Genomic DNA, 25,292 nt, shown 5'->3' on the forward strand with positions numbered 1-25,292 from the left:
TCATTGTCTCGCGGTACGCAGGTTGACCGGTCCGGTGGCCTGCGGGTCGTTGCTGCGCCAGGGGTTGATGTCCAGACCGCCGCGGCGGGTGTAGCGGGCATAGACGGTCAGGCGGGCCGGGGCGCACTGGCGCTGAATGTCGGCAAAGATGCGCTCGACGCATTGTTCGTGAAACTCGTTGTGCTGACGGAATCCGATCAGGTAGCGCAGCAGGCCTTCGCGATCCAGACGCGGGCCCTGGTAGTGGATGGTCACGCTGCCCCAGTCTGGCTGGCCGGTGACCAGACAATTGGATTTGAGCAGGTCGGAGCACAGGGTTTCTTCCACGATGTCGCCGGCATGCGCATGCAGGCGCAACGGGTCGGGACCGTAGTCGCTGACTTCGATGTCCAGCTCGTCGATGGATTCGCCCGGCAGTTCGGCAAAGCGTTCGGCGGCAAAGTCGGCGCGCCGGGTCAGGCTGACGCGTACCGGCGCACCGGCGGCCTGGCTCAGGTCGCGGGTCAGGCAGTCCAGCAGTGCCTGCTCGTTGTCCAGTCGGGTCTGGTTGAAGGTGTTCAGGTACAGCTTGAACGACTTCGATTCGATCAGGCAGGGCGATTCGGCCGGAATCTCGAAGGTCACGATGGCGACTTGCGGTTTGCCGCGCGCATTGAGCCAGGAGAGTTCGTAGCCATTCCAGATGTCGACGCCGCGAAATGGCAGGGCCGCCTCATCAATGCCGATTTCTTCGCGTTTGGCGCGACGCGGAATCGGGAACAGCAGGCTGGGGTCGTAGTGATCCTGATAGTCGACTTTTTTGCCCAGTGGCGAGTTTTCGGGTTGTTGCATGGTCATGCCGTGATTCTCCGTATTACTGGTGTTTCAGATCGCGCGGGCGCAGACCGAGCGCCAGCAGTGTCAGAAAGTAGCCGATGGCACCCAGGCCGATGAGCAGCGCCAGGCCGGCCATGCGGCCATGAGCCTGCTGATCCCAGCCTGCCGGCAGCCCTTGCTGGAGGCCGTGCAAGAGCAGTGCCATGACGGCCAGTGCGCCGGCCAGTTGTGCCAGATAGCGTGGCCAGCCCGCGGCCGGACGATAGATGCGGCTGCGCCACAGTTCATAGAGTAGCAGGCCGGCGTTGAGCAGGGAGGCCAGTCCGATGGACAGGGCCAGTCCGGCATGGCGCAGCGGGACGATCAGCAGCAGGTTAAGCAGCAGGGTGGCGGCCAGGGTCCACAGGGCAATCCGGACTGGTGTGCGCAGATTTTGCCGGGCGAAGAAGCCCGGTGCCAGCACCTTGATCAGGATCAGGCCGACCAGACCGATGGCATAGGCGATCAGTGCCTGACGGGTCATGGCGGCATCGTGCAGGGTGAACTGGCCATAGTGGAACAGGGTATTGGTCAGCGGGCCGGCCAGCATGGCCAGGCCGAGGGTGGCCGGCAGGGCCAGCAGCAGGGTCAGTCGGATGCCCCAGTCGAGCAGGGCACTGTAGGCGGCGTGGTCGGCATCGGCGGCATGGCGGCTGAGCGAGGGCAGCAGGATGGTGCCGAGGGCCGCGCCGAGTACCCCGGTGGGGAATTCCATCAGCCGATCGGCGTAGTACATCCAGGAGACGCTGCCGCTGGGCAGGAAAGAGGCAAAGGTCGAATTCAGCAGCAGGGAAATCTGCGCGACCGAGACACTGAAGATGGCCGGCAGCATGCGCAGCATGACGCGCCAGGCCGCTCGGTCTTGCAGGTTGAGCCGTGGGCGCGGCAGCAGGTCCAGTCGCCTGAGGGCATAAAGCGGATAAAGCAGTTGCAGGCAGCCGCCGAAGAAGGTCGCCCAGGCCAGCGCCGCCACCGGCGGATCGACATGGCGGGCGACGGTCAGCGTGACCACGATGAAGGTCAGGTTGAGGATCGCCGGGGTAAAGGCCGGAATGGCGAAGCGTCCCCAGGCATTGAGGATGCTGCCTGCCAGCGAGGACAGCGAGATCAGCAGGATATAGGGCAGGGTGATGCGCAGCAGGTCGACGGTCAGGGCAAACTGGGGGCCGCTGCGGCTGAAGCCGGGGGCCATCAGCCAGACCAGCAGCGGTGCGGCCAGCATGCCCAGCGCGCTGAGCAGGGTCAGGGCCAGTCCGAGCATGGCGCTGATGCTGGCGATGAAGGCGCGGGTTTCGGCATGGCTTCTGTGATGGCGGTGCTCGCTGAGCATCGGCACGAAGGCCTGGGCAAAGGCCCCTTCGGAAAACAGCCTGCGCAGCAGGTTGGGCAGCTTGAAGGCGACGAAAAAGGCATCGGTGGCCGGACCGGCGCCAAACTGGCGTGCGATCAGGGTGTCGCGCACAAAGCCGAGGATGCGCGACAGCAGGGTCAGACTGCTGACCCGGGCCAATGTCTTGAGAAGATTCATGCCGCTTGCGGAGGTTTTGTGAAGGGGGCCAAGTGTAGCGCAAAGCTGCCAGTGAGTTGTTTTCTGTCATTCTGTTGTATCATGCGAGACCGCTCGCGGCGGAGTGCTGGTATTTTTCTTGCAAAACTAGAACTTAAAGCATAAAATCGCGGGTTTCAGATTCAGTTCACCAGGAGAAAGTTTCATGGCTAATAGCGCACAAGCTCGCAAGCGTGCACGCCAGGCTCTCAAGCAGCGCGCGCACAACGCCAGCCTGCGCACTGCGTTCCGTACCGCAGTGAAGAAAGTCCTCAAGGCTGTCGAGGCCGGCGACAAGGCTGCCGCCCGCGAAGTCTTCCAGTCTTCGGTCAAGGTTCTCGACCGTATCGCCGACAAGGGCGTGTTCCACAAGAACAAGGCCGCTCGCCACAAGAGCCGCCTGTCTGCCCAGATCAAGGCAATGGCTGCCTAAGCAGTTTTCAGCCAGACAGAATACGCAAAAAGGCTCCTTTCGGAGCCTTTTGTGTTTTCCGGTATCCCTTCATGCCTCTTCGCGGGTCGCCAGCAGCAGGGCGGCGCTGCGTGCCATTTCTCCTTCTTCGTCCGTCGGCAGCATCCAGGCGTGTCGCGTGCTGTTCGGCGTGGTCAGTCGCCGCGCCTGTGACAGATTGGCCGACAGGTCCAGGTCGAAACCCAGCCAGCTCAGTTGCTTGAGGATGCGGGCGCGGATTTCCGGCGAGCGCTCCCCGATGCCGGCGGTAAAGATCAGGGCATCGATGCCCTTCATGCAGGCAGCCAGTGCGCCGATTTCCCGCACGGCGCGATAGCAGAACAGTTCCACCGCCTCGCGTGCCGCCGGGTCACTGCTGGCCAGCAACTGTCGCATGTCGGCCGACAGGCCGGAAACGCCGAGCAGACCGGAGTTTTTGTACAGCTCGCGCCGCACGTCGCGCACGCCCATGCCCTCGTGCTCCATCCAGTACAACAGCACCTCGGCATCCAGCGAGCCGGGCCGGGTGGACATCATCAGGCCCTCCACGGCGGAAAAGCCCATGCTGGAGGCGACGCTGGCTCCATTGACCATGGCGCAGGCGCTGGCCCCGCTGCCGAGGTGGCAGACCACCACCCTGGCTTCGTCCAGCCCCAGCTCCGGCAGGCGGCGCGCAATCGAGGCATAGGACAGGCCATGAAAGCCATAGCGGCGGATGCCTTCGTCGTGCCAGTGGCGGGCAATGCCGAAGCGGGTGGCGACTTCCGGCTGGCTGGCATGGAAGGCGGTGTCGAAGCAGACAATCTGCGGCAGGGACGGGTCCAGCACCAGGAAGGCGTCGATGACCGCCAGGCTGACCGGCTGGTGCAAGGGCGCCAGGGGGATCCATTCTTCCAGGCGGTTGCGCACGTCCTCGTCCAGCCAGACCGGGCGGTTATAGAAGCCGCCGCCATGCACCACCCGGTGCACCACGGCATCGACGCGCAGGTGATGTTCGGCCAGGGTGGCGATCATGCTGGCAATCGCTGCCTCCTTGTCGCCCCGCTCCAGGCGATGTTCAGCCAGTTGATGGCCACGGGCATCGGAGAGGGTCAGGGTGCTGTCCTGACTGTCGCCAAAGCGGTCGATCAGGCCGCTGACCAGCAGGGTGCTGCCGGCGTCGTCGTAGACGCGGAATTTCAGCGTGGCAGAGCCGGCGTTGACGGCAAGCAGGGATGACCTCATGCAATCTTTCCGATTTTGCGCCGGCGGTGCGCCAGCAGGTTGGCAATGGCCGCCGAGGCCAGCCGGCCGGGCGCATCTTCCGAGCGGCTGGTCAGTACGATGGGCGCGCGGGCGCCCATGACGATGCCGGCCGAGGCGGCTGCCGCCAGATAGGTCAGCTGCTTGGCCAGCATATTGCCCGACTCTAGGTCAGGCACCAGCAGGATGTCCGGACTGCCGGCCACGGGGGAAACAATGCCCTTGGTGTCGGCCGCCTGCAGCGAAATCGCATTGTCGAAGGCCAGCGGACCATCGAGGATGGCGCCGCGGATCTGGCCGCGATCCGCCATCTTGCACAGGGCGGCGGCATCTACGGTCGAAGCGATTTCCGGGGTGATGGTTTCGACTGCCGACAGGATGGCCACCTTGGGTTCGGCGATGCCGAGCGAGTGACACAGATCGATGGCGTTCTGGCAGATGTCGCGCTTGGTCATCAGGTCGGGGGCAATATTGATGGCGGCATCGGTGATGAACAGATAGCGCGGATAGCTTTCGACCCGCATGATGAAGACATGGCTGATGCGGCGGTCGGTGCGAATACCGGTATTGCGCGCCAGCACTTCAGTCATGAACTCATCGGTATGCAGGCTGCCCTTCATCAGGATGTCGGCACGACCGTCGCGCACCATGGCGACCGCGGTTTCGGCTGCGGCATGGCTGTGAGGCATGTCGACAATTTCGATGTCCTGCAGGTCGATGTCGATTTCCTCGGCCAGGCGGCGGATTTTGTTTTCCGGACCGATCAGGATGGGGGTGGCGACACCGTCGTGGCTGGTTTCGATGGCGCCCTGCAGCGACTCGCGGCTGCAGGGGTGCGCCACGGCCATGGGCAGAGGGCCCAGGCGCTTGGCCTCCTCCCGGATGTCTTCAAAAGCATGGATGTCTCGCAACAGCATCGTCGGTTTCCCCTCAGGCCATGATGTTGAAGCCGCCATCGACATAGATGGTGGCACCGGTCAGTGCACGCGCCGCATCCGAAATCAGGAAGGCGGCGACCTGACCGACGTCCTCGATATCGACCAGGCGATTCTGGGGCGCCCGCTCGATGGCATCGCTGATCAGACTGTCGAAGTGGGCGATGCCCGAGGCGGCACGGGTTTTCAGCGGTCCGGGCGAGAGGGCGTGCACGCGGATGCCCTTGGGACCCAGCTCGTTGGCCATGTAGCGGCTGACGCTTTCCAGCGCCGCCTTGACCGGTCCCATGATGTTGTAATTTTCTACTACTTTATCCGATCCGTAGTAACTCATGGTCAGTAATGTGCCGCCATGGGTCATCAGGGGTTCGGCGTGGTGTGCCAGTTCCAGGAAGGAGTAGCAGGAAACCCGCATCGCTTGCTGGAACCCGTCGAGCGAGCAGTCGACCACGCGGCCGTGCAGGTCTTCCATCGGGCAGTAGGCGATCGAGTGGACCACGAAGTCGAGATGGCCCCATTCCTGGCGAATCGTGTCGAACACCTGAGCCATCTGGCCGGGTTCTTCGACGTTCAGCGGCAGGATCAGTTTGGCATCGAGACCTTCGGCCAGGGGGCGGACGTATTTCTCGGCTTTTTCGTTCAGGTAGGTGACCGCCAGTTCGGCACCCAGCTGACGCAGCACTGTGGCGCAGCCGTAGGCGATACTCTGGTCGTTGGCGATGCCGACGATCAGTCCCTTCTTGCCTGCAATGATGTTGCCGCTGACGTTCATGCCTACCTCTGTAAGTGGTTTAAATACTTCATGGTAGTCTTGTTTTGTTGCAATGCAATATCAGGAATGTTTCCATACGTTGTGGGCTGCGATCCCACGTGTTGTCAGATATAATCGGGGTTCCGGGGGCAAGTCCCCTTGAGTTTGTGCCGTTTGACCGCATCTGCGCTTGCATGGTGCAGCGGTTCGGGGCACGCGGTCCCGACCGTGTCAATGTCAAGAATGCGGAGTACGAGAAATGCCGATTTATGAATACCGCTGCGACGACTGTGGCAGCCAGAAAGAACACCTGCAGAAGATGAGCGATGAGCAGATTGCCAGCTGCCCGTCCTGCGGCAGTACCCAATATCGCAAGCTGATGTCGGCGGCCGGTTTCCAGCTGAAGGGCAATGGCTGGTATGCCACCGACTTCAAGGGCGGCAGCTGCCCGGTGGCCGAGTCGGGTGGCGGTCACACCTGTTCCGGATCCTGCAGCCACTCCTGACATGAAACCCATCAAGATGACCCTCAAGGGGTATCTGGTCACCGGCCTGCTGCTGTGGTTGCCGCTGGCCGTGACGCTCTGGGTGCTCAACCTGATCGTGGGCACGCTGGACCAGACCCTGAACCTGCTGCCGACCGCCTGGCGGCCGGAGCATCTGTTCGGCGTGAACATTCCGGGCTTCGGGGTCGTCTTCGCCGTGCTGGTGCTGCTCGGCACCGGCATGCTGACGGCCAACGTGCTCGGCCAGCGTCTGCTGATGTTCTGGCATGGCGTGATTTCGCGCACCCCGGTGGTCAAGTCGATCTACAACAGCGTCAAGCAGGTGAGTGACACCCTGCTGTCCGACTCGGGACAGGCTTTCCGCCGGGCCCTGCTGGTGCGTTTCCCGCATCAGGACGCCTGGACGGTCGCCTTCCAGACCGGCAAGCCGGCGGCGAACCTGGTCCCGCTGCTGGGCGAGGACGAGTACATCAGCGTCTATGTGCCGACTACGCCCAACCCGACATCCGGCTACTTCATCATGGTGGCCAAGAAGGATACGCGCGAACTCGACATGAGCGTCGACGACGCGTTGAAGTATGTGATTTCCATGGGGGTCGTCGCGCCGCAAACCGAGCGCAAGTCCTGAACAGGGAAAGCCGATAACCGGCCTGCGGCCGGTTTTTTGCTGTTCCTGCCACGATCTGTCCGTTTGCCGGGCGCCGGATTTTGATTCGGCGCTCAAACGCGTTAAGCTACCCCTCTTTACGAATGAATGACTTGAAGCGATTGTAAATATGCGAACCGATTACTGCGGACTGATTGACAAGAAATATCTGGGCCAGACCGTGACGGTCAAGGGCTGGGCACACCGCCGTCGCGACCATGGCGGCGTGATCTTCATCGACTTGCGCGACCGTGAAGGTCTGGTACAGGTCGTGATCGATCCGGATACCCCGGAAGCCTTTGCTACCGCCGATGCCAGCCGCAACGAGTTCGTCCTGTCGATCACCGGTATCGTGCGCGAGCGCCCGGCCGGTACCACCAATGCCAATCTGATTTCCGGTGAAATCGAGATCCTGGCCAAGGAAATCGAAGTACTGAACAGTGCGGTGACCCCGCCGTTCCAGATCGATGACGAAGGCCTGTCGGAAAACGTTCGCCTGACCAATCGCGTGATCGACCTGCGTCGTCCGCAAATGCAAAAGAACCTGCGCCTGCGCTACCGCGTGGCCATGGGGGTGCGTCAGTACCTCGACCGCATGGGCTTCATCGACATCGAAACCCCGATGCTGACCCGCTCGACGCCGGAAGGCGCACGCGACTACCTGGTGCCGTCCCGCGTGCACCCGGGCGAATTCTTTGCCCTGCCGCAGTCGCCGCAGCTGTTCAAGCAACTGCTGATGGTGGCCGGCTTCGACCGCTACTACCAGATCACCAAGTGCTTCCGTGACGAAGACCTGCGTGCTGACCGTCAGCCTGAATTCACCCAGATCGATATTGAAACCTCCTTCCTGGGTGAAGAAGAGATCATGGACATCACCGAAAGCATGACGCGCGAGATCTTCCGCGACGTGCTGGGCGTCGACCTGCCGGCCTTCCCGCGCATGACCTATGCCGATGCCATGTTCTATTACGGTTCCGACAAGCCGGACATGCGTGTGCCGCTGCAGTTCACCGAACTGACCGATCTGATGAAGACCGAGTCGTTCAAGGTGTTCCGCGCCGCCGCCGACCTGCCGAACGGCCGTGTCGCTGCGCTGAAGATTCCGGGTGGTGCCAGCCTGTCGCGCAAGGAAATCGATGACTACACCCAGTTTGTCGCCATTTACGGCGCCAAGGGTCTGGCCTACATCAAGGTCAATGACGTCAGCAAGCTGAGCAATGGCGAAGACAGCGGCCTGCAGTCGCCGATCGTCAAGTTCCTGTCCGAAGCCGCGCTGGCCGAAATCATCCAGCGTACCGGTGCCCAGAACGGTGACCTGATCTTCTTCGGTGCCGACCGTGCCAAGGTGGTCAACGAGGCGCTGGGTGCCCTGCGCATCAAGATCGGGCATGAAAAGGGCCTGGCCAGCAAGGACTGGAAGCCGCTGTGGGTGGTGGACTTCCCGATGTTCGAGCATGACGAGGAAGACGATCGCTGGACCGCCTGCCACCATCCGTTCACCTCGCCCAAGCCGGGGCACGAAGACCTGATGGACAAGGATCCGGCAGCCTGCCTGGCGCGCGCCTACGACATGGTGCTCAACGGCTGGGAAATCGGTGGCGGTTCGATCCGTATCCACCGTGCCGAAGTGCAGGAGAAGGTATTCGCCGCACTGAAGATCACGCCGGAAGAGCAACAGAACAAGTTCGGCTTCCTGCTGGACAACCTGAAGTTTGGCGCGCCGCCGCATGGTGGTCTGGCCTTTGGCCTGGATCGTCTGGTGACCCTGATGGCCGGTGCCGAGTCGATCCGCGACGTGATTGCCTTCCCGAAGACCCAGCGTGCCCAGTGTCTGCTGACCCAGGCGCCGAACCACGTCGACGACAAGCAATTGCGCGAACTGAATCTGCGCTTGCGCAAGACCGAAGGCCAGTAAATGGCCCGGCCAGCGCGCTGATCAAAAACGGATGCCACGGCATCCGTTTTTTTATGTCACTATAGCGAGCCTAAGCTGCTGATCTACCGGGTGCATTGAGAAAGTTAATTACCTCGATATTAATTTACTATTTCCCGTTTGGTGTTGTCTGGGCTATAAATATGCCAACTCCTGGCGCCAGACGCCAAACAGATGCTAAAAAAGGAGATCCATGATGGCAGTACTAGTTGGTAAGCAAGCTCCGTTTTTCCATGATGCAGACAAGAAGTTTGCCGCCGTACTGGGCAATGGCAACATCGTTGAAGACTTCAACTTCCAGAAGGCCACCGCCGGCAAATACACCGTCGTGTTCTTCTACCCGTTGGACTTCACCTTTGTTTGCCCGTCCGAACTGATTGCATTCGACCATCGCCTCGAAGAATTCAAAAAGCGTAATGTCGAAGTGATCGGTGTATCGATCGACAGCGAGTTCACCCACAATGCATGGCGTGAAACCCCGGTCGAAAAGGGCGGTATCGGTAAAGTGGGTTACACCCTGGTCGCTGACGTCAACCACGTGCTGGCACGCGAGTTCGATGTCGAGTCGGTCGATGGTCCGGCATTCCGCGGCACCTTCCTGATCGACAAGAGCGGCGTGGTGCGCCACCAGGTCGTCAACGACATGCCGCTGGGCCGCAATATCGACGAAGCCCTGCGCATGGTCGATGCCCTGCAGTTCTTCGAAGAGAACGGCGATGTCTGCCCGGCAGGCTGGAACAAGGGCAAGAAGGCCATGGAAGCCAGCATCAGCGGTGTGGCTTCTTACCTGGCAGAAAACGCCAAGGACCTGTAAGTCTCAAGACGTCCGTTCCTGTCTCCAAACGGATCAAAGGCCAGCCCTCACCGGCTGGCCTTTTCGTTTTTTGCTGCGGATAATGATGTAGTCATTTTATCTGCGGGAGACGCGACGGTGAGCACACAAGCCCTGCACCCGGCCCTGGCCAGCTGGCTGGCCGAGTTCAACCAGCGCGTGGCACAGATGATGGCGGACGGATACAAGCCGACCGCCATTGGCGCGCGCGAGGCCCTTGCCGGTCTGACCCGCCAGATGGTAAGTGAGGGGCCGCCCATCGCCTGGGTCAACGATGACCTCATCCCCGGCCACGACTATAGTGTGCCCGTACGCATCTATCATCCGGCCCCGACGCAAGCATGCCCGGTGTTGCTGTTCCTGCATGGCGGAGGACATACCGCCGGAGGGGTCAGCGTCTATGATCCGATCAGCCGGCGGCTGGCTGCCGCCACCGGTCATATCGTGGTTGTACCGGAATATCGCCTTGCCCCGGAAAACCCTTATCCTGCCGCGCAGATGGATACCCGCACCGTCATCAAGGGGGTATTTGCCATGCTGCAGGGGCGTCAGCTGACCTTTATGCGCCGCCTGTCGGTGGCTGGCGATTCGGCGGGGGCCGCGCTGGCGGCCGCCGGATGTGCCTGGGCACAGCATGAGAGCGAGGTGTCGATCCACCGGCAGGTACTGATCTATCCCTCGCTGGACTACACCATGACGTCACCGTCGATGCAGGAGAATGCCGACGGCTACTTCCTGACCCGGGCACGCATCGCCTGGTATTTCAACCAGTACTTCCAGCATGGCGAGGATCGCCGTGCGGCTTCACCCCTTTACCTGCCGATCGGCCCGCGCCTGCCGGCAACGCTGGTGATCAGCGCCGGCTTCGATCCGCTGCGCGATGAGGCACGACAGTACAGTCAGGCGCTGCAGGCCGCCGGCGTCAACGTGGCGTACGAGGAGAAGCCGGACATGATCCATGCCTTCCTGAATCTGGAACGGCTGGTGCCTGCGGTGTGTGCCGAAACCTATCGGCGCATCCATGACTTCTTGCAGTGATCAGGCCTGCTGCGGCAGGGAGGCCGGGACGCCCGGTTGCAGGATTTGCCGCAGCGGTGCCATCTGGATCAGCGCCGCCAGGGTGGTGGCCAGCGCACAGCCTACCCAGAGCGTCACCCCGCCGGCCGTGCCGTAGACCCAGGCGCCCAGCGCCGGGGCAAACAGGGTGCGGCCTGCCCAGGCCGAGCTGTACATGCCCATATAGCGCCCACGCAGACGACCTTCCGAGCGCCGCATCACCAGCAGCATGAAAGCCGGTGAAATCAGCAGTTCACCACAGGTCTGCCCGATAGCGGCCAGCACCGGCCAGAGCGGGTGTGGGCTGACCAGCAGCAACAGGTAGCTGAACCCGGTCAGCATCACCCCGATCTGGGCGCAACGCCCGATCCCCCAGTGGTTCATCCGCTGGGACACCGGCACTTGCAGGAAGACCACCATCAGACCGTTGATGGTAAACAGGATGCCCAGCCAGTGCGGTCCGAGATGGTTGTACTCAGCCAGATACAGCCCAAGCACTGAATACATCTGATCGAAGACGGCAGCGGCAATCACCATGCCGAACATCAGTCGCAGAAAGGGCAGGTCATGCCAGGGACTGAGGCTGGCCGTCGTCGGGGTCGTCACTTCGCCCCGCTGCAGGCGTCGCTCCAGCACCACCGGATAACGATGATAGGCCCAGGCCAGCCAGAGGGCCCCCAGGCCGGTCGCGATCCCATTGCTGAGATAGACCCACTGATAGCCCAGGGTCGCCAGAAAACCACCGGTAATGCCGCTGACCGCCACCCCAAGATTGATCGCCACGCGCAACATGCCCTGAGCCTGCCCTCGCTGCTCCGGCGTACAGGGCTCGAGTGCCAGTCGCTGATTGACCGGACGGAAGGCCCCGTCGCAGAAGCCGGACACAATCAGTACCGGAGCAAACAGCCACAGCGGGATCGGCAGGGCCAGCAGCACCATGCTGATGCTGGCTCCGGCCAGAAACAGCTTGGACAGCAGACGGCTGTCGTAGCGATCGGACAGGCTGCCGCCGCGATACGAGCCGACCAGGGCACCGATGCCGTAGGCCGACACCATCAGCCCGACCCAGCGATAGGGCACGCCATAGTTGGCATGCAGATACAGCGGCAGAAACAGCTTGGCCATGCCACCCATATTATTGAGAAAGGAGCAGACGATCTGGATGTAGACCGTGCGCGGCAGGCCGCGGTAGGGGGCAAGCAGGCGCAGTAAAGTCGAGCGTGGCATGAGTCGGTGATTTCCGTTACGGTTCAGTCATATTTCTGAACCAATCGCTGCGCCGCACCCTGTGTGCTGGCGCATAATTCATAAAGGTAATGCCTGCCGGACGGTCTGCATCATCTGACCTTGCGCCGACGCCGCCGGATGAATGCCATCCGCCTGAAAACGCGACAGGTCGCCGGCGAAGCCCGCCATCAGTTGTGGGACATAGGGCAACTTGAGTTCACGCGCCAGCCGGTCGTACACCGCGTGAAATGCCCGGGTGTAGTCCGGTCCGTAATTGGGCGGCAAGGCGATGCCGATCAGCAGTACGTTGGCATGCGCCTGGCGGCTCAACCGGATCATGCGCTGCAGATTGGCCTGCATGGCGGGCAGAGGCAGGCCGCGCAGACCGTCATTGGCACCGAGTTCGAGAATCACCCAGTCCGGTTTGTGCGTCGCCAGCGCCTGGGGCAGGCGACTGAGCCCGCCGGCAGTGGTTTCGCCGGACAGACTGGCATTGACGACCTTGTGCTTCGGCGCCAGATCCCGTGCCAGCAGGGCGACCCAGCCCTGGGATGGCGACAGTCCGTAAGCCGCCGAAAGGCTGTCGCCAAAGACCATGACCGTGGCGGCCTGCAGCGGCAGCGACAGGCCGCAGATCAACAACCCAGCCAAATGGAAGCGTCGAAAACGCATGCAAGATCATCCGGAGCAAATTGTGCTGACAGCCCGTGGCCTGGCCAGACAGATTCTGTTTCAAAATGAAACAATTCCCATTCTGCATGACATCAACCTGAATGTATATCAGGGCGACAGCGTGGCGATTGTCGGCGTTTCCGGCTCCGGCAAATCGACGTTGCTGGCCCTGCTGGCCGGACTGGACCAGCCCTCTGCCGGCGAGGTCGCACTGTTCTCGACGCCGCTGGGCGGACTCGACGAAGACGGTCGAGCGCGATTGCGGCGGCAGCGTGTCGGTTTCGTGTTCCAGAACTTTCAGCTCATGCCGCAACTGACGGCGCTGGAGAATGTCATGCTCCCGCTGGAACTGAGCGGGATTCACCCGGCCAGGGAGCGGGCGGCGCAGATGCTGGCAAGGGTGGGGCTGTCGCATCGGCTGGCGCACTATCCGCGCCATCTTTCGGGGGGCGAGCAGCAGCGGGTAGCCCTGGCACGTGCCTTTGTCGGCCATCCGGCGCTGTTGTTTGCCGATGAGCCGACCGGCAATCTCGATGCCGCCTCGGGGCAGCAAGTGATCGAGCTGCTGTTCGAGCTGAACCGTGAACAGGGTACGGCCCTGGTGCTGGTGACGCACGACCCGGCTCTGGCCGGGCGCTGCCAGGTGGTGTACCGCCTGCAGGATGGCCATTTGCAGGCCGAGCCCTCATGAAACGGCGGATGCTGAGCTGGCGCTTTGTCTGGCGCGAAGGCCGATCCGGCGAGTTGCGCCTGTTATGGCTGGCCCTGCTGGTGGCCGTCTGTGCTACCAGCAGCGTGAGCATGCTGGCGGATCGGGTGACGCAGGGAATGAGCCTGCAGAACCGGCAACTGCTGACTGCCGATGGTGTGTTGCTGGCCGATACACCCTTGCCGGAAGGGCTGGCCGCCCGGGCGCAGCGCGACGGGCTGCAAGTCAGCCGCAGTGTGACCTTTCCTTCGATGGTATCGAGCGGACAAGCCATGATGCTGGCCTCCCTGCGCGCCATCCCCGGCAACTACCCCCTGCGGGGAGTGTTGCGCGTGCGTCTGGCCGATGGTCGGGTGGTGCAAGGGCGTATCCAGCCGGCCCCGGGCGAAATCTGGGCCGATACCCGCCTGCTGGCGCGGCTTGACGTCCGGCCGGGGGCCAGGCTTCGGCTGGGGCTGCTGACCTTGCGGCTCGGCGGCGAACTGCTGCGCGAACCGGATCAGGCGCTCAATGCTTTCAACTTTATGCCGCGAGTGCTGCTGAACCAGCAGGATCTGGCGGCGACCGGCCTGTTGCTGCCGGGTGCGCGTGCCAACTGGCGTCTGATGGTCAGCGGGGAGCCGGCGCGTGTGCGACAGTGGCTGCAGTGGGCCAGGCCGCAACTGCCTGCGGGGGCGCGCATCGAGAGCGCCGAATCCGCTCAGCTGGCGCTGCGTCAGGCCATGGATCGCGTACAGCGTTTTCTCGGCCTGAGTGCCATGCTGACGGTCACGCTGGCGGCGGCCGCCGCCCTGTTGGCGGTGCGCCGCTATCTGGCCCGTCACTGGCAACAGGTGGCCGTGCTGCGCTGCCTGGGTATGACACGACGGCAGGTGACCGGGTTGTTTGCCGGCATTCTGTTCCTGGTCGGGCTGTTGGCCGGCGCCTGTGGCAGCCTTGCCGGTTATGGCTTGCAGGAGGTGCTGGCACGGGTGGCCTTGCCGGCTCAGCTCGACAGTCTGCCGCCCCCTTCACGCTGGTTGCTGGCGCAGGGGCCGCTGAGCGCCCTGTTGCTGCTGCTGGGGCTGGCTGTGCCGCCGCTGCTGATGGTGCAACGTGTGCCGCCGATGGCGGTCCTGCGGGCCGGCCTACGACCGCAGCCGGCCGGGCTGCTGCTGTCGGTATTCAGTGTGCTGGTGCTGCTGGCGCTGTCATTGTGGCAGGTGGGCGAGCCTGGGCCTGCCGTCTGGCTGCTTGTCGCCATCCTGGTCTATGCCTTGCTGGCCGGGGGGCTGGCCTGGGGGGCCGTGCAGGGGATGCGCTATCTGTCGCGGTACGCGGCCGGGGTTGGCTGGCGCTTTGGCATGGCAGCCCCTGGCCGGCGACCCGCGCTTGCCGTCCTGCAGGTGCTGGCGCTGTCGCTCGGCCTGATGGCCCTGCTGACCATGACCGTCGTGCGTACGGATCTGCTGCAGGCCTGGCGGGCCAGTTTGCCGGCCGATACGCCGAATCAGTTCGTCCTCAATCTGCAGGAGGACCAGCTTGCGGCATTCAGCGCCCGGTTTCGCTCGGCGGGCCTGCCCGTCCCCGAGACGGCCCCGATGGTGCGGGGCCGTTTGATCGCCATCAATGATCGCCCGATCGTCCCAACGCACTATGCAGATAGTGAAACGCAGCGGTTGCTGCAGCGTGAGTTCAATCTTTCCTGGCGCGACACGCCGCCGCCGGGTAACCAGCTGGTCGCCGGACAATGGTGGTCGCCGGATGCCAGCGGGGCGTTTTCCGTCGAGCAGGGGCTGGCCAGGAAACTGGGGATTCGCCTGGGCGATCGTCTGACCTTTGACCTGGCCGGCACCCCTTTGCAGGGGCGGGTCATGAATCTGCGCCAGCTCGCCTGGGATAGCTTCCGGGTGAATTTCTTTGTGCTCGCGACACGGCCGATGCTGGCGTCGCAACAGGGCAGTCTGGTGGCCAGTTTTTATCTGCCACCGGGGCGTTCGCTGTTTGCCACACAACTGGTGCAGGCCATGCCGAATCTGACGCTCATCGATGTCAGCGAGGTGCTGGCACAAGTGCGGGAGATCATCGAGCGTCTGGCGCAGGCTATCGAGGCCTTGTTCGTGCTGACCTTGATGGCCGGTCTGCTGGTGCTGTGGGCGGCGCTTGGTGCGACCCGTGATGAGCGCCTGAGCGATGCGGCCCTGCTGCGGGCGCTCGGTGCCTCGCGACAGCAGTTGCTGGCGGTGGTGTTGGGCGAATTGCTGAGCCTGGGGGCGGTGACCGGCCTGATTGCCGGCAGCGGTGCCATGTGTCTCGGTGCGCTGGCGGGCTGGGTCCTGTTTGATCTGCCCTGGCACTTCAACGGGCTTTTACCTTTACTGGGCATGCTTTGCGGCATGTTCCTGGTGCCATTGGCGGGCTGGCCGATATGCGGTCAGCTGTTGCGCCAGTCTCCCTTGCGCCTGCTGCGTGACGGATGAACTGGAAAAAATGCCTTGGCTGGGCTTTGATGAAAAGTACCTGAGTGGAGGAGTGAACATGGAATTCAATGAAGTCAAGCCGGAGCATTTCAGCACCCTGTCGCGCGACCCCCATCCGCACATTCTGATCGACCGCTATCTGATGCAACTGGTCGGCGGGGGGACGGCAGCACCGCCCTTCCACAAGAAGATCATGGCAGCGGCCGGCTGGAAGCATCACAGTCTGACCCCGTTCACCAAGTATCCGGCCGAAGCCAGCGTCGCCTACAACAAGGTGCGCGAGGCGCTGCGATCCTGCGATCAGGATCCCGATGCGCTGCTGCAGGCGCTCGGTGGTGATCCGGATCTGCGCTGAGTACCGGCACGGCGCGATCATCTTGCCGGGTCGGTCATGATATTCAGGCATCTTATCCATTTCGGGTAAGATGCCTGATGTCAGCAAACCGTATCGACAAGGAGCGTGCATGGATGCGCAAGTCATTGCCGCGATGGCCAAATGGCCGGATGTGGCCGCTGTCTTCGGCTGGTTGCGGCTGGATGCCCGCGGGCACTGGTGGCTGCGTGACGAACGGTTGTCACACGATGCAATGAATGCCTTTTTCCAGCGCAACTACGGTTGTGATGGCCAGGGGCGCTACTACGTGCAGAATGGCCCGCAAAAGGTCTATGTGGCCCTGGAGACAGCACCGTATGTTGCCAGGCGCGTGAGTCATGGCTGGCAGATACGGCCCGGAGAGACGGTCCGCCCCGCCCGCAGTGCTTTTGTGACACCGGATGGCGAGATGTTGCTCGACATCGACGGTACCCTGGCTCTCATCGACGATCGAGAACTGGCCAGCGTGGTGGCAGAATGCATGCCGCACTGGGATGGCATGCTGTCATCGCTGCCTGGCAGCGTGGCGCTGCCGGAGGGCGAGATTCCGCTTCAGGTGGAAACCCTGCCCCGGCTGTGGCGCCAATACGGTATCGAGGTCGATCCCTGCGATTGACGCCTAGGCCTGATCCCGGCCCAGAGCCTGCGCCAGTCTGCTGGCACTGGCCAGACTCCAGTCATCCAGCAGGGCGGTCATGTCACTGCGCTTGCCGCCCGAATGCGGCGTCTGACCCAGCTGGGCCACCCCGGCCAGCAGCAATCCGCTGTGTGAGTCCGCCACTTCCCCGACGATCTGCACCTGAGACAGATAATGCGCCACGCCGTCGGTCAGACGGTTCAAATCCAGCGAGGCCGCCACCAGCGCCGGGTCGGCGGGGTGCGCCAGTGCCAGCTTCAGGCACAGGATATCGCTGGCAGGCTCAGCGGCCAGAGACAGCCCCTGGGCCTGCAGCGCCTCGCTCATGACCAGGCGGAAATGCTGCTCCAGCGGGTGATCGGCGCTGGCGCGCTGCAACTGCCAGTCCGCACCCGATGCCGCGATGAAAGACAGCGGCGCCAGCATCACGCCGCGGTATTGGCTCAGATCCACGCCGGGACGAACAAAACTGAATCGTTCCGGATGCTCCTGCGACATCTGGAAGGCCGTCATGGGCAGCGAGGACAGCGGTTGTGCTGCCAGTGCGCCATCCGACATCGACAGGGCCGACCAGGCCACCAGTGCGCAGGCCAGTTTGTAGAAGGCATTCATAAATCATTAAACCTATGCAGAAGGTTTAAAAGAGACCAAAGTGCTAGGCAATGGTTCCGGCGCAGACGTCAGGTCGACCAGCCTGCCGGGCAGAATTCTCCTGGCCGGAGGCAGGGAGAGGGTCGGTAGAAGCGGCGCAGTCTGCTATCATGCACATACTTTTTCTCACCGGCGCTTGGCCGGTCAGGCGTATTGACATTGCGGACGCGGTAGATGATGAAATGGTTGACCCGTTTGGTGCTGGCAGCATTCCTGCTGGCGGTTGTCTGGCTTTCCTGGGTGGTGTTCGTGCCGATCGAACCGCCGGCCACGCCATACACGATTACCGTCGGCCCGAGCCGCACCCTGTCGCAGGTAGCGACCAGCCTGAAGCAGGAGGGGGTGGTGCGCAGCCGGGGCGTGATGGTGTTGCTGGCCCGTCTGCAGGGGACGGATCGCCGCATCAAGGCGGGCCAGTACCGTTTCAATGGCTCGATCAGCCTGTGGGGCATTCTGCAGCGTTTTGCCGAGGGCAATCCTGATGAGGCCAGTGCCACGGTCGTGGAGGGATGGACCTTCCGCCAGTTCCGCAATCTGCTGGATCAGCATCCGGATGTCACGCACGATACCGCCGGCCTGAGCGATGGCGAAATCCTGGCGCGCATCGGTGCCAGCGAACCGCATCCGGAAGGGCTGTTTTTCCCCAGCACCTACTACTTCACGCCCGGTTCCAGCGATCTGGACATTTATCGGCGTGCCTATGTCACCATGCAGCGCAAGCTGGCCGAGGCCTGGCAGGGGCGCAACAGTACTTTGCCGGTCAGTTCTCCCTACCAGTTGCTGACCCTGGCCAGTCTGGTGGAAAAAGAAACCGCGCGGCCGCAGGACCGGACGATGATTGCCGCCGTGTTCGTCAATCGGCTGAACAAGAGCATGCGCCTGCAGACCGATCCGGCCGTCATCTACGGGATGGGCGATGCCTACCATGGCAATATCACCAAGGCCGACCTGCGCCGGGATACGCCGTACAACACCTACACGCGCAACGGGCTGACCCCGACGCCGATTGCCCTGCCGGGCTCGGCCGCGCTGGCGGCCGCCGCGCATCCGGCGGCCAGCGATGTGCTGTACTTCGTTGCCCGCGGCGATGGCAGCAGTTATTTTTCGCAAACCCTCGATCAGCACAATGATGCTGTGCGCAAGTACATTCTCAAGAAGGGCAACTGATTGATGAGTCCCCGTTTCATCACGCTGGAAGGTATTGACGGCGCCGGCAAGAGTTCTCATCTGGACTTCATCCGCCAATGGCTGGCCGAGCGCCACATCGATGCCGTCTTTACCCGTGAGCCGGGCGGTACCGTGCTGGCCGAGAAACTGCGCGCGCTGCTGCTGGCACCGGAAACCGAGGTCTCGCTGGAAACCGAAACCCTGCTGATGTTCGCCTCGCGCCAGGAGCACATCCAGCGCGTGATCCGGCCGGCGCTGGCCGCCGGTCGCTGGGTGGTCTCCGACCGTTTCACCGACTCTTCCTTTGCCTATCAGGGGGGCGGGCGTGGCCTGCCGTCCGCACGCATCGCCGTGCTGGAAGACTGGGTACAGCAGGGCCTGCAGCCTGATCTGACCTTGCTGTTCGATGTGCCGATCGAGGTGGCCAAGGCGCGCATGGCCGGGGAACGTACCCTGGATCGTATCGAACGCGAGCAGCAGGATTTTCATCAGCGTGCACGACAGGCCTATCTGGATCGTGCCGCCACTTTCCCGCGATTCTGTGTGCTGGACTCGACCCGTCCGCTGGCGGTGATCCGCGACGATATCGCCGCCCGTCTGACCACCCTGCTGGAGTCTGTCTGATGCGCTATCCCTGGCAAGCGGAGGATTGGCGGCGCATCAACCTCGAACGCGAGCGCCTGCCGAATGCCTGGCTGCTGACCGGCCTGGCCGGCATCGGCAAGGCCGCCTTTGCCGAAGAGCTGGCGCGCTCGCTGCTGTGCGATTATCCCGCCGCCGATCATGCGGCCTGCGGCGAATGCGAGTCCTGCCGCTGGTTTGCCCTCGGCAGCCACCCCGACTTCCGCCGCCTGTCGCCGCTCACCGAAGAGGACGAGGAAAAGACCAGCCGCAAACTGCCGGTCATCAAGATCGAGGCCGTGCGCGAGGTGATCGAATTTGCCCACCTGACCTCTCATCGCCAGGGGCAGCGCGTGGTGCTGGTCGAGCCGGCCGAGGCCCTCAACCCAGCCGCGGCGAATGCCTTGCTGAAAATCCTCGAAGAGCCGCCGGCCGATGTGCTGTTCCTGCTGGTGGCCCATGCGCCGCAGCGTCTGCTGCCGACCATTCGCAGCCGCTGTCGTCAGTTCGCCATGACCGCTCCCTCGCAGGAGCAGGCCCTGGCCTGGCTGCGCCAGCAGGGGGTGGCCGATGCCCAGACCGAGCTGGCCCACCACGGCGGCGCCCCGCTGTTTGACCACGACCCGGCGCTGAGCACCGCCCGGGCGGCATTCATTGACGGGCTGATCCAGCCGAGTCTGGCCAATGTGCTGCAGATGGCCGAGCGTGCCGACAAGCAGAAACTGCCGCTGGCTGTGCCGCTGGAGTGGCTGCAGATGTGGCTGCATGATCTGGCGGCACTGCGTCTGTCCGGCATCGTGCGCTATTACCCCGATCATCGTGTGGCGCTGGACAATCTGGCCCGCCGAGCCGACTTGCCGCAGCTAATGCAGGCGGCAGCGGCTCTGGATCGTCTGGCCCCCTATGGTCAGCACACGCTGAACGTCCGGCTGCAGCTCGAGTCTGCGCTGATGGAATATCTGAAAATTTTTGCCTGAGCGCGCCGTGACGCCGCTCACTGAAGGATGCCCCATGCTGGTTGATTCGCACTGCCACCTGAATTTCCCCGATCTCGCCAATCGCCTGCCCGAGGTGCTGGACGCCATGCGCGACCAGCAGGTCAGTCATGCGCTGGTGATCGGTGTGACCCTGCCCGATTTCCCTTCGGTGCTGGCTCTGGCGGAACAGCACGACAATCTGTGGGCCACGGTCGGCGTCCATCCGGACAATCCGGAGGCGGTCGAGCCGTCCTGCGAGCAACTGATCCAGCTGGCCAGCCATCCGCGGGTCGTCGGCATCGGCGAAACCGGTCTGGACTATTACTGGTGCAAGGGGGACCTCGGCTGGCAGCATGAACGTTTTCGTACCCACATTCGCGCGGCACGTGCCTGCGGTCTGCCGCTGGTCGTGCACACCCGCGAGTCGGTGGCCGATACCCTGCGTCTGCTCGAAGAAGAGCAGGCCGGCGAGTGCGGCGGCGTGATGCACTGCTTTACCGAAGACTGGGCCAGTGCCCGGCGTGCCCTGGATCTGGGCATGTATATCTCGATTTCCGGGATCGTCACCTTCAAAAATGCCGCCCAGGTGCAGGAAGTGGCCAGCAAGGTGCCGCTTGACCGCTTGCTGGTGGAAACCGACTCCCCTTACCTGGCCCCGGTGCCGCACCGTGGCAAGCAAAACCAGCCGGCCTATGTGCGCCATGTGGCCGAGTTCATCGCCGCACTGCGCGGGGTGCCGTACGAGACGCTGGCGCGGGCGACCAGCGAGAACTTTTTCCGCCTGTTTGCCAAGACCGGCGTCCAGGTCGCAGAGGTCACGCCATGAGTCAGTCTGTCGAAGCGATCGTGCTGGGCTGCGGCTCCAGTTCGGGGACCCCGGCGATCGGCTGTGGCTGTGAGACCTGCCGCTCGACCGATCCGCGCAATCAGCGTCGTCGTGCCAGCCTGGCGGTACGCGCCGGCGGGCAGACCTTCCTGATCGATACCGGCCCCGACCTGCGGACCCAGGCCCTGGCGCACGGCATCGACTGGCTGGATGCCGTACTCTACACCCACCCGCATGCCGACCACCTCAATGGCATCGATGACCTGCGCGCCTTCTGCTATCGCCGCAAGGGCGCGCTGACCCTGTACGGCAATGCCTTTACCCTGGACAACATCCGCCAGCGTTTCGGCTACGCGCTGCAGGCCCCCTCGGCGCACTGGGACAAGCCGGTGCTGGAGCCGGTGGTGGTGACCCAGCCCTTCGAGCACGGCGGGGTGCGTCTGACCCCGCTGCCGCTGGAGCATGGCGCCTGGCCCTGCCTGGGCTGGCGTATTGGCGACATGGCATGGCTGACCGACCTGTCGAACATTCCCGAGGCCACGATGGACAGCTTGCAGGGCGTGCGGCTGTTATTCCTGGACTGCCTGCGCCAGACGCCCTATCACTCGCACCTGTCGGTCGCCGAGTCCTTCGAGTGGGCAAGTCGCATCGGGGCCGAGCGTACCGTGCTGATCCACATGACCCACGAGCTGGAGTATCACGCCTTGCAGGCACAATGCCCGCCCGGTGTCGAAGTTGGCTACGATGGCCTGCGGATTCGGCTGGACGCCTGATGCCAAAATAATATCCAAAAAAACATTTAATAATCATCGATTTGACGTGTAAAAATTCGCAGTCGAGACTGGGCGTTTTTCTGAACTCGATATGGGAAAACACGTGGCAATTTTTGCTCGAAAATCACTTCCGCCCTGGCTGGTGATTCTGCTGTCGATGGTGTCCGGCGTGCTCGCCGGTCTGCTGCTCGGCCAGCAGGCTCAATGGCTCAAGCCGCTCGGTGATCTGTTTGTCGCCCTGATCCGCATGATGGTCATGCCGGTGATCTTCGTCTCGCTGGTCTGTGCGGTCACCGCGCTCAACGATCTGTCGCGCATGCGTCGCATCGCCGTCAAGACCCTGCTGATCTATGCCCTGACCATGATGCTCTCGGCCATCCTGTCGATGGTGCTGGCCGAGACCTTCTCGATCGGCAAGGGTTTGCACTATGCGCACCAGTCGGTGGTACAGGACATGGCGATGGACTGGTCCAGCCTGATGCCGACCAACCCGGTGCAGGCCATGGCACAGGGCCAGGTCCTGCCGGTGATGCTGTTTTCCCTGCTGTTCGGTCTGGCGATCAATCTCTGCGGCGAGGCGGCCCGGCCGGTGACGCATTTCTTCGATGCCCTCAACCAGGTGATCTTTCGCCTGATCAGCATGCTGCTGCGCCTTGCCCCGCTCGGGGTGTTCGCCCTCATGGCCTGGGTGACAGCCAATAATGGCCTGGGCATGCTCAGTCAGCTGGCATCGCTGGTCGGCACGCTCTATCTGTCCTGCCTGCTGGTGCTGACCGTGGTCTATGGCGGTCTGTTGCGCCTGGCCGGCCTCAACCCGCTGCCCTTCATGAACAAGATGCTGCCAGTGCAGTTGTTCGCCTTTTCCACCTGCAGCTCCAACGCCGCGTTGCCGATGACGCTGGATACCGCCAACCGGCTCGGCGTGCGCCAGACCATTTCGGCCTTCGTTCTGCCGCTGGGCTCCACCATCAACATGAACGGGCTGGCCACCTATCTCGGGGCGGTGGCGATCTTTGCCGCCAATGCAGCCGGGGTCGAGCTGTCTCTGCTACAGAAACTGATGGTGGTACTCACCACCACGCTGGGCGCCATGGGCGCGGCCGGTGTGCCGGGAACCGGTCTGGTGGTCATGAGTCTGGTGCTCAGCAGCGTGGGCCTGCCGCTGGAGGTGATTGCCATCGTCGCGGCCGTTGACCGCATCATCGACATGATCAATACCTCGACCAATATCTCGGGTGATGCGCTGGCGGCGGTGCTGGTGGCCAAAAGCGAGGGGGAGTTTGACGATGCACGCTATGCCGAAGTGTCGCGCGCCTGAGTAAGGCGCAAAAAAAGCCGGAGCACGCGCGGTGCTCCGGCCGGGGATCGTGCAGGCAGGCTCAGAAGTAGTTGATGCCCATGGCGCCCTTGACTTCAGACAGGGTGCGGCCTGCCGCTTCGCGCGCCTTGTTGGTGCCTTCCTTCAGCATGGCCATGACCTGTGCCGGATCACGGGCGAACTCTTCGCGGCGAGCACGGATCGGCGCCAGCAGGGCCTGCAGGATTTCCTCCAGACGACGCTTGATCACCATATCGCCCAGGCCGCCACGGCGGTAATGCGCTTTCAGCTCTTCCACCGCAGCGGTATCCGGATCGAACACATCCAGGTAGGTGAAGACCACATTGCCCTCCACCTGACCCGGGTCGGCCACGCGCAGGTGATTCGGGTCGGTGAACATCATCTTCACGGCCTGGCGGATTTCGTCTTCCGAGGCCGACAGCGGCAGGGCATTGCCCAGCGACTTGGACATTTTGGCCTTGCCGTCGATACCCGGCAGACGTGCACCGTTTTCCGGCACCAGGGCACGGCATTCGACCAGGATCTCGTCATTCACGCTGTTGTTGAAGCGACGTACGATTTCATTGGTCTGTTCGATCATCGGGATCTGGTCGGCACCAACCGGCACCACGGTGGCCTTGAAGGCGGTGATGTCGGCCGCTTGCGCTGCCGGATAGGTGAGGAAGCCGGCAGGGATGTCGCGCTCGAAACCGCGCAGCTTGATCTCGTCCTTGATGGTCGGGTTGCGTTCCAGCCGTGCCACGGTCACCAGGTTGAGGTAGTAGGAAGACAACTCGGACAGTTCCGGCACCAGGCTCTGGATGAAGATGGTGCTCTTGGCCGGATCGATGCCGGCAGCCAGATAGTCCAGCGCCACCTGCAGCACGTTGTCGCGCACCTTGACGTAATTGCCCATGTTGTCGGTCAGGGCCTGGGCATCGGCCAGCAGCAGGAACTGCGGGCAGACCTCCTGCAACACCACACGGTTTTTCAGCGAGCCGACATAGTGGCCCAGGTGCAGCGGGCCAGTGGTCCGGTCACCGGTCAGAATAATGTCCGAGGCCGTAACCGGTTTGTTTTCCTGTGTTTCCATCCGCAATCTCCGTTTTCAGATTTCTGGAGGCGGCCGGTGAAGCCCGGAAACAAAAAACCCGGGGTCGCCTGGCCGGCTGCCTCCGGGTGTTTGGGGTACGACTCTCCCGGGCGCCTAGTTGTGGCGCCACCACCAGTTGGAGAGGCGTGTGCTTGAATTCGTCATGCGGGCTATCAGACCACGTTGCCCGCTTTCCGTCAAGGGACCCAATGTTTTCAGAAATGTCTCTCTAGCGTGGCCTTGTGCATGATGGTAGAGGCAATTTCCTCGATGGATTTGTGCGTGGTGCTGATGAAGGGCACGGCATGCTGGCGGAACATCGATTCGGCCTCGTTGACCTCAAAGCGGCAGTTGTCCAGGCTGGCGTAGCGCGAATCCGGGCGCCGTTCGGAGCGGATATGGTGCAGCCGGGCCGGGTCGATGGTCAGTCCGAACAGCTTGCTGCGATAGGGCAGCAGGATCTTCGGCAGCGAGGTGGTGTCCAGGTCTTCCGGTGTCAGCGGATAATTGGCGGCCTTGATGCCGTACTGCAGAGCAAGGTACAGACAGGTCGGGGTTTTGCCCGAGCGCGATACGCCAACCAGGATCACGTCGGCCTCGGCCAGATCCTTCAGTTTGACGCCGTCGTCATGGTTGAGCGAGAAGTTCACCGCTTCAATACGGTGGTCGTACTTCTCTTCGCTCACCATGCCGTGCGCCTTGCCCATGGTGAGCGAGGCGTTCTGCCCGAGTTCGGCTTCCAGCTCGCTGATGAAGGTCTCGAAGAAGTCGATCACCAGCGCATTGTCGATCTTCAGCACCCGGCGGATCTCCGGGTTGACGATACTGGTGAACACCAGTGGCTTGTGATGATCGATCTGCGCCCGCTCGCGGATACGTGCTGCCAGCGCCTGCGCCTTCTCCACGGTGTCGATGAACGGAACCGTCTCGCGATGGAATTCCAGCGTGTCGAACTGGGTCAGCAGCGTCTGCCCCAGCGACTCGGCCGTGATGCCGGTACGGTCGGAAATGAAAAAGGCGGAACGTTGGTGTGGCAT

General features: G+C 62.9%; 26 protein-coding genes. 16 read left to right on the forward strand and 10 right to left on the reverse strand.

The features are described 5' to 3' along the window. Both queF and murJ read right to left on the reverse strand, forming a co-directional pair. Window positions 1-837: an NADPH-dependent 7-cyano-7-deazaguanine reductase QueF gene (gene queF / locus AACH39_RS14970; RefSeq protein WP_338620496.1), complete on the reverse strand. Its 837-nt coding sequence runs from the start codon at window positions 835-837 to the stop codon at window positions 1-3. 16 nt (window positions 838-853) lie between these two features. After that, window positions 854-2,383, reverse strand: coding sequence for a murein biosynthesis integral membrane protein MurJ (gene murJ, locus AACH39_RS14975; RefSeq protein WP_215778055.1), 1,530 nt, complete (start codon window positions 2,381-2,383; stop codon window positions 854-856). A gap of 184 nt (window positions 2,384-2,567) precedes the next feature. Here murJ and rpsT point away from each other — a divergent pair, with 184 nt between their 5' ends. Continuing rightward, window positions 2,568-2,834 carry a 30S ribosomal protein S20 gene (gene rpsT, locus AACH39_RS14980; RefSeq protein ID WP_215778053.1) on the forward strand — a complete coding sequence of 89 codons (267 nt, stop codon included), beginning with the start codon at window positions 2,568-2,570 and terminating at the stop codon, window positions 2,832-2,834. Window positions 2,835-2,903: 69 nt separating this feature from the next. Here rpsT and AACH39_RS14985 read toward each other — a convergent pair whose 3' ends face one another. From AACH39_RS14985 to fabI, 3 genes are read right to left on the reverse strand one after another with little or no spacing between them, the layout of a single operon-like run. Further along, window positions 2,904-4,076, reverse strand: coding sequence for an acetate/propionate family kinase (locus tag AACH39_RS14985; protein WP_338620497.1), 1,173 nt, complete (start codon window positions 4,074-4,076; stop codon window positions 2,904-2,906). Beyond that, entirely contained in the window at window positions 4,073-5,011 is a 939-nt protein-coding gene (locus tag AACH39_RS14990) for a bifunctional enoyl-CoA hydratase/phosphate acetyltransferase (RefSeq protein ID WP_215778049.1), read from the reverse strand. Before AACH39_RS14990 ends, AACH39_RS14985 begins: the two co-directional genes overlap by 4 nt. Before the next feature lie 13 nt (window positions 5,012-5,024). Beyond that, window positions 5,025-5,801, reverse strand: a complete 777-nt coding sequence (fabI, locus tag AACH39_RS14995; RefSeq protein ID WP_215778047.1) for an enoyl-ACP reductase FabI — start codon at window positions 5,799-5,801, stop codon at window positions 5,025-5,027. Window positions 5,802-6,039: 238 nt separating this feature from the next. On the opposite strand from fabI, the gene AACH39_RS15000 reads away from it, so the two are divergent. From AACH39_RS15000 to AACH39_RS15020, 5 genes are all read left to right on the forward strand, one after another. Beyond that, a complete protein-coding gene (locus AACH39_RS15000) occupies window positions 6,040-6,285 on the forward strand; it encodes a zinc ribbon domain-containing protein (protein ID WP_215778045.1) in 246 nt (81 codons plus the stop codon). A gap of 1 nt (window position 6,286) precedes the next feature. Next, window positions 6,287-6,913, forward strand: a complete 627-nt coding sequence (locus AACH39_RS15005; RefSeq protein WP_215778043.1) for a DUF502 domain-containing protein — start codon at window positions 6,287-6,289, stop codon at window positions 6,911-6,913. A 148-nt stretch (window positions 6,914-7,061) separates the two neighbouring features. Next, window positions 7,062-8,846, forward strand: coding sequence for an aspartate--tRNA ligase (gene aspS, locus AACH39_RS15010; RefSeq protein WP_215778041.1), 1,785 nt, complete (start codon window positions 7,062-7,064; stop codon window positions 8,844-8,846). Window positions 8,847-9,060: 214 nt separating this feature from the next. After that, the gene (locus AACH39_RS15015) at window positions 9,061-9,678 is read left to right on the forward strand and encodes a redoxin domain-containing protein (RefSeq protein WP_215778038.1); all 618 of its coding nucleotides are present in this window, start codon (window positions 9,061-9,063) and stop codon (window positions 9,676-9,678) included. A gap of 117 nt (window positions 9,679-9,795) precedes the next feature. Beyond that, entirely contained in the window at window positions 9,796-10,734 is a 939-nt protein-coding gene (locus AACH39_RS15020; protein WP_338620498.1) for an alpha/beta hydrolase, read from the forward strand. Here AACH39_RS15020 and AACH39_RS15025 read toward each other — a convergent pair whose 3' ends face one another. Both AACH39_RS15025 and AACH39_RS15030 read right to left on the reverse strand, forming a co-directional pair. Continuing rightward, complete coding sequence (locus tag AACH39_RS15025; protein WP_338620499.1) at window positions 10,735-11,979, reverse strand: MFS transporter; 1,245 nt, start codon at window positions 11,977-11,979, stop codon at window positions 10,735-10,737. 78 nt (window positions 11,980-12,057) lie between these two features. Beyond that, entirely contained in the window at window positions 12,058-12,651 is a 594-nt protein-coding gene (locus tag AACH39_RS15030) for an arylesterase (protein WP_338620500.1), read from the reverse strand. Between AACH39_RS15030 and AACH39_RS15035 the strand changes: the two genes are divergently transcribed. From AACH39_RS15035 to AACH39_RS15050, 4 genes are all read left to right on the forward strand, one after another. Continuing rightward, window positions 12,650-13,342, forward strand: a complete 693-nt coding sequence (locus AACH39_RS15035) for an ABC transporter ATP-binding protein (protein ID WP_338620501.1) — start codon at window positions 12,650-12,652, stop codon at window positions 13,340-13,342. The genes AACH39_RS15030 and AACH39_RS15035 overlap by 2 nt on opposite strands. Next, entirely contained in the window at window positions 13,339-15,819 is a 2,481-nt protein-coding gene (locus tag AACH39_RS15040) for an FtsX-like permease family protein (protein ID WP_338620502.1), read from the forward strand. The genes AACH39_RS15035 and AACH39_RS15040 overlap by 4 nt, the downstream gene beginning before the upstream one ends. A gap of 58 nt (window positions 15,820-15,877) precedes the next feature. Continuing rightward, window positions 15,878-16,174 carry a hypothetical protein gene (locus tag AACH39_RS15045; protein WP_215778025.1) on the forward strand — a complete coding sequence of 99 codons (297 nt, stop codon included), beginning with the start codon at window positions 15,878-15,880 and terminating at the stop codon, window positions 16,172-16,174. Window positions 16,175-16,283: 109 nt separating this feature from the next. Next, window positions 16,284-16,808, forward strand: coding sequence for a DUF2946 family protein (locus AACH39_RS15050; RefSeq protein WP_215778023.1), 525 nt, complete (start codon window positions 16,284-16,286; stop codon window positions 16,806-16,808). A gap of 3 nt (window positions 16,809-16,811) precedes the next feature. Here AACH39_RS15050 and AACH39_RS15055 read toward each other — a convergent pair whose 3' ends face one another. After that, entirely contained in the window at window positions 16,812-17,441 is a 630-nt protein-coding gene (locus tag AACH39_RS15055; protein WP_215778021.1) for a DUF3313 family protein, read from the reverse strand. 213 nt (window positions 17,442-17,654) lie between these two features. Between AACH39_RS15055 and mltG the strand changes: the two genes are divergently transcribed. The 6 genes from mltG to AACH39_RS15085 all read left to right on the forward strand — a co-directional run bounded on the left by mltG (window position 17,655) and on the right by AACH39_RS15085 (window position 23,162). Next, window positions 17,655-18,647 (forward strand): endolytic transglycosylase MltG, encoded by a 993-nt coding sequence (gene mltG / locus AACH39_RS15060; RefSeq protein WP_338620503.1) that lies wholly within the window; start codon window positions 17,655-17,657, stop codon window positions 18,645-18,647. A 3-nt stretch (window positions 18,648-18,650) separates the two neighbouring features. Beyond that, window positions 18,651-19,271, forward strand: a complete 621-nt coding sequence (gene tmk / locus AACH39_RS15065; RefSeq protein WP_215778018.1) for a dTMP kinase — start codon at window positions 18,651-18,653, stop codon at window positions 19,269-19,271. Next, complete coding sequence (locus tag AACH39_RS15070) at window positions 19,271-20,245, forward strand: DNA polymerase III subunit delta' (protein WP_215778016.1); 975 nt, start codon at window positions 19,271-19,273, stop codon at window positions 20,243-20,245. The genes tmk and AACH39_RS15070 overlap by 1 nt, the downstream gene beginning before the upstream one ends. A gap of 34 nt (window positions 20,246-20,279) precedes the next feature. Beyond that, window positions 20,280-21,071, forward strand: a complete 792-nt coding sequence (locus AACH39_RS15075; RefSeq protein WP_215778014.1) for a TatD family hydrolase — start codon at window positions 20,280-20,282, stop codon at window positions 21,069-21,071. Then, window positions 21,068-21,844: an MBL fold metallo-hydrolase gene (locus AACH39_RS15080; RefSeq protein ID WP_215778011.1), complete on the forward strand. Its 777-nt coding sequence runs from the start codon at window positions 21,068-21,070 to the stop codon at window positions 21,842-21,844. Before AACH39_RS15075 ends, AACH39_RS15080 begins: the two co-directional genes overlap by 4 nt. A gap of 103 nt (window positions 21,845-21,947) precedes the next feature. Then, on the forward strand, window positions 21,948-23,162 hold the full coding sequence (locus AACH39_RS15085) for a dicarboxylate/amino acid:cation symporter (RefSeq protein WP_338620504.1): 1,215 nt from the start codon (window positions 21,948-21,950) through the stop codon (window positions 23,160-23,162). A gap of 61 nt (window positions 23,163-23,223) precedes the next feature. Here the strand turns inward: AACH39_RS15085 and trpS are convergent, their stop codons facing one another. Both trpS and AACH39_RS15095 read right to left on the reverse strand, forming a co-directional pair. Further along, entirely contained in the window at window positions 23,224-24,255 is a 1,032-nt protein-coding gene (gene trpS / locus AACH39_RS15090; protein WP_215778006.1) for a tryptophan--tRNA ligase, read from the reverse strand. 215 nt (window positions 24,256-24,470) lie between these two features. Further along, window positions 24,471-25,292, reverse strand: a complete 822-nt coding sequence (locus AACH39_RS15095; RefSeq protein WP_215778003.1) for a pyruvate, water dikinase regulatory protein — start codon at window positions 25,290-25,292, stop codon at window positions 24,471-24,473.

Origin of the sequence: Paludibacterium flexuosum, from assembly GCF_037076605.1 — a bacterium.
GTDB lineage: Bacteria > Pseudomonadota > Gammaproteobacteria > Burkholderiales > Chromobacteriaceae > Paludibacterium.

What these genes read in the sequence shown, in the direction of transcription:
- AACH39_RS15005 (WP_215778043.1), top strand. Translation starts at nt 6,287, where the DNA reads ATGAAACCCATCAAGATGACCCTCAAGGGGTATCTGGTCACCGGCCTG.
- AACH39_RS15030 (WP_338620500.1), bottom strand. Translation starts at nt 12,651, where the DNA reads ATGCGTTTTCGACGCTTCCATTTGGCTGGGTTGTTGATCTGCGGCCTG.
- queF (WP_338620496.1), bottom strand. Translation starts at nt 837, where the DNA reads ATGACCATGCAACAACCCGAAAACTCGCCACTGGGCAAAAAAGTCGAC.
- AACH39_RS15040 (WP_338620502.1), top strand. Translation starts at nt 13,339, where the DNA reads ATGAAACGGCGGATGCTGAGCTGGCGCTTTGTCTGGCGCGAAGGCCGA.
- AACH39_RS15080 (WP_215778011.1), top strand. Translation starts at nt 21,068, where the DNA reads ATGAGTCAGTCTGTCGAAGCGATCGTGCTGGGCTGCGGCTCCAGTTCG.
- AACH39_RS15095 (WP_215778003.1), bottom strand. Translation starts at nt 25,292, where the DNA reads ATGCCACACCAACGTTCCGCCTTTTTCATTTCCGACCGTACCGGCATC.
- AACH39_RS15070 (WP_215778016.1), top strand. Translation starts at nt 19,271, where the DNA reads ATGCGCTATCCCTGGCAAGCGGAGGATTGGCGGCGCATCAACCTCGAA.
- AACH39_RS15045 (WP_215778025.1), top strand. Translation starts at nt 15,878, where the DNA reads ATGGAATTCAATGAAGTCAAGCCGGAGCATTTCAGCACCCTGTCGCGC.
- AACH39_RS15000 (WP_215778045.1), top strand. Translation starts at nt 6,040, where the DNA reads ATGCCGATTTATGAATACCGCTGCGACGACTGTGGCAGCCAGAAAGAA.
- AACH39_RS14985 (WP_338620497.1), bottom strand. Translation starts at nt 4,076, where the DNA reads ATGAGGTCATCCCTGCTTGCCGTCAACGCCGGCTCTGCCACGCTGAAA.
- AACH39_RS14990 (WP_215778049.1), bottom strand. Translation starts at nt 5,011, where the DNA reads ATGCTGTTGCGAGACATCCATGCTTTTGAAGACATCCGGGAGGAGGCC.
- rpsT (WP_215778053.1), top strand. Translation starts at nt 2,568, where the DNA reads ATGGCTAATAGCGCACAAGCTCGCAAGCGTGCACGCCAGGCTCTCAAG.
- AACH39_RS15035 (WP_338620501.1), top strand. Translation starts at nt 12,650, where the DNA reads ATGCAAGATCATCCGGAGCAAATTGTGCTGACAGCCCGTGGCCTGGCC.
- AACH39_RS15015 (WP_215778038.1), top strand. Translation starts at nt 9,061, where the DNA reads ATGGCAGTACTAGTTGGTAAGCAAGCTCCGTTTTTCCATGATGCAGAC.
- murJ (WP_215778055.1), bottom strand. Translation starts at nt 2,383, where the DNA reads ATGAATCTTCTCAAGACATTGGCCCGGGTCAGCAGTCTGACCCTGCTG.
- AACH39_RS15055 (WP_215778021.1), bottom strand. Translation starts at nt 17,441, where the DNA reads ATGAATGCCTTCTACAAACTGGCCTGCGCACTGGTGGCCTGGTCGGCC.
- mltG (WP_338620503.1), top strand. Translation starts at nt 17,655, where the DNA reads ATGATGAAATGGTTGACCCGTTTGGTGCTGGCAGCATTCCTGCTGGCG.
- aspS (WP_215778041.1), top strand. Translation starts at nt 7,062, where the DNA reads ATGCGAACCGATTACTGCGGACTGATTGACAAGAAATATCTGGGCCAG.
- tmk (WP_215778018.1), top strand. Translation starts at nt 18,651, where the DNA reads ATGAGTCCCCGTTTCATCACGCTGGAAGGTATTGACGGCGCCGGCAAG.
- AACH39_RS15050 (WP_215778023.1), top strand. Translation starts at nt 16,284, where the DNA reads ATGGATGCGCAAGTCATTGCCGCGATGGCCAAATGGCCGGATGTGGCC.
- AACH39_RS15075 (WP_215778014.1), top strand. Translation starts at nt 20,280, where the DNA reads ATGCTGGTTGATTCGCACTGCCACCTGAATTTCCCCGATCTCGCCAAT.
- fabI (WP_215778047.1), bottom strand. Translation starts at nt 5,801, where the DNA reads ATGAACGTCAGCGGCAACATCATTGCAGGCAAGAAGGGACTGATCGTC.
- AACH39_RS15025 (WP_338620499.1), bottom strand. Translation starts at nt 11,979, where the DNA reads ATGCCACGCTCGACTTTACTGCGCCTGCTTGCCCCCTACCGCGGCCTG.
- trpS (WP_215778006.1), bottom strand. Translation starts at nt 24,255, where the DNA reads ATGGAAACACAGGAAAACAAACCGGTTACGGCCTCGGACATTATTCTG.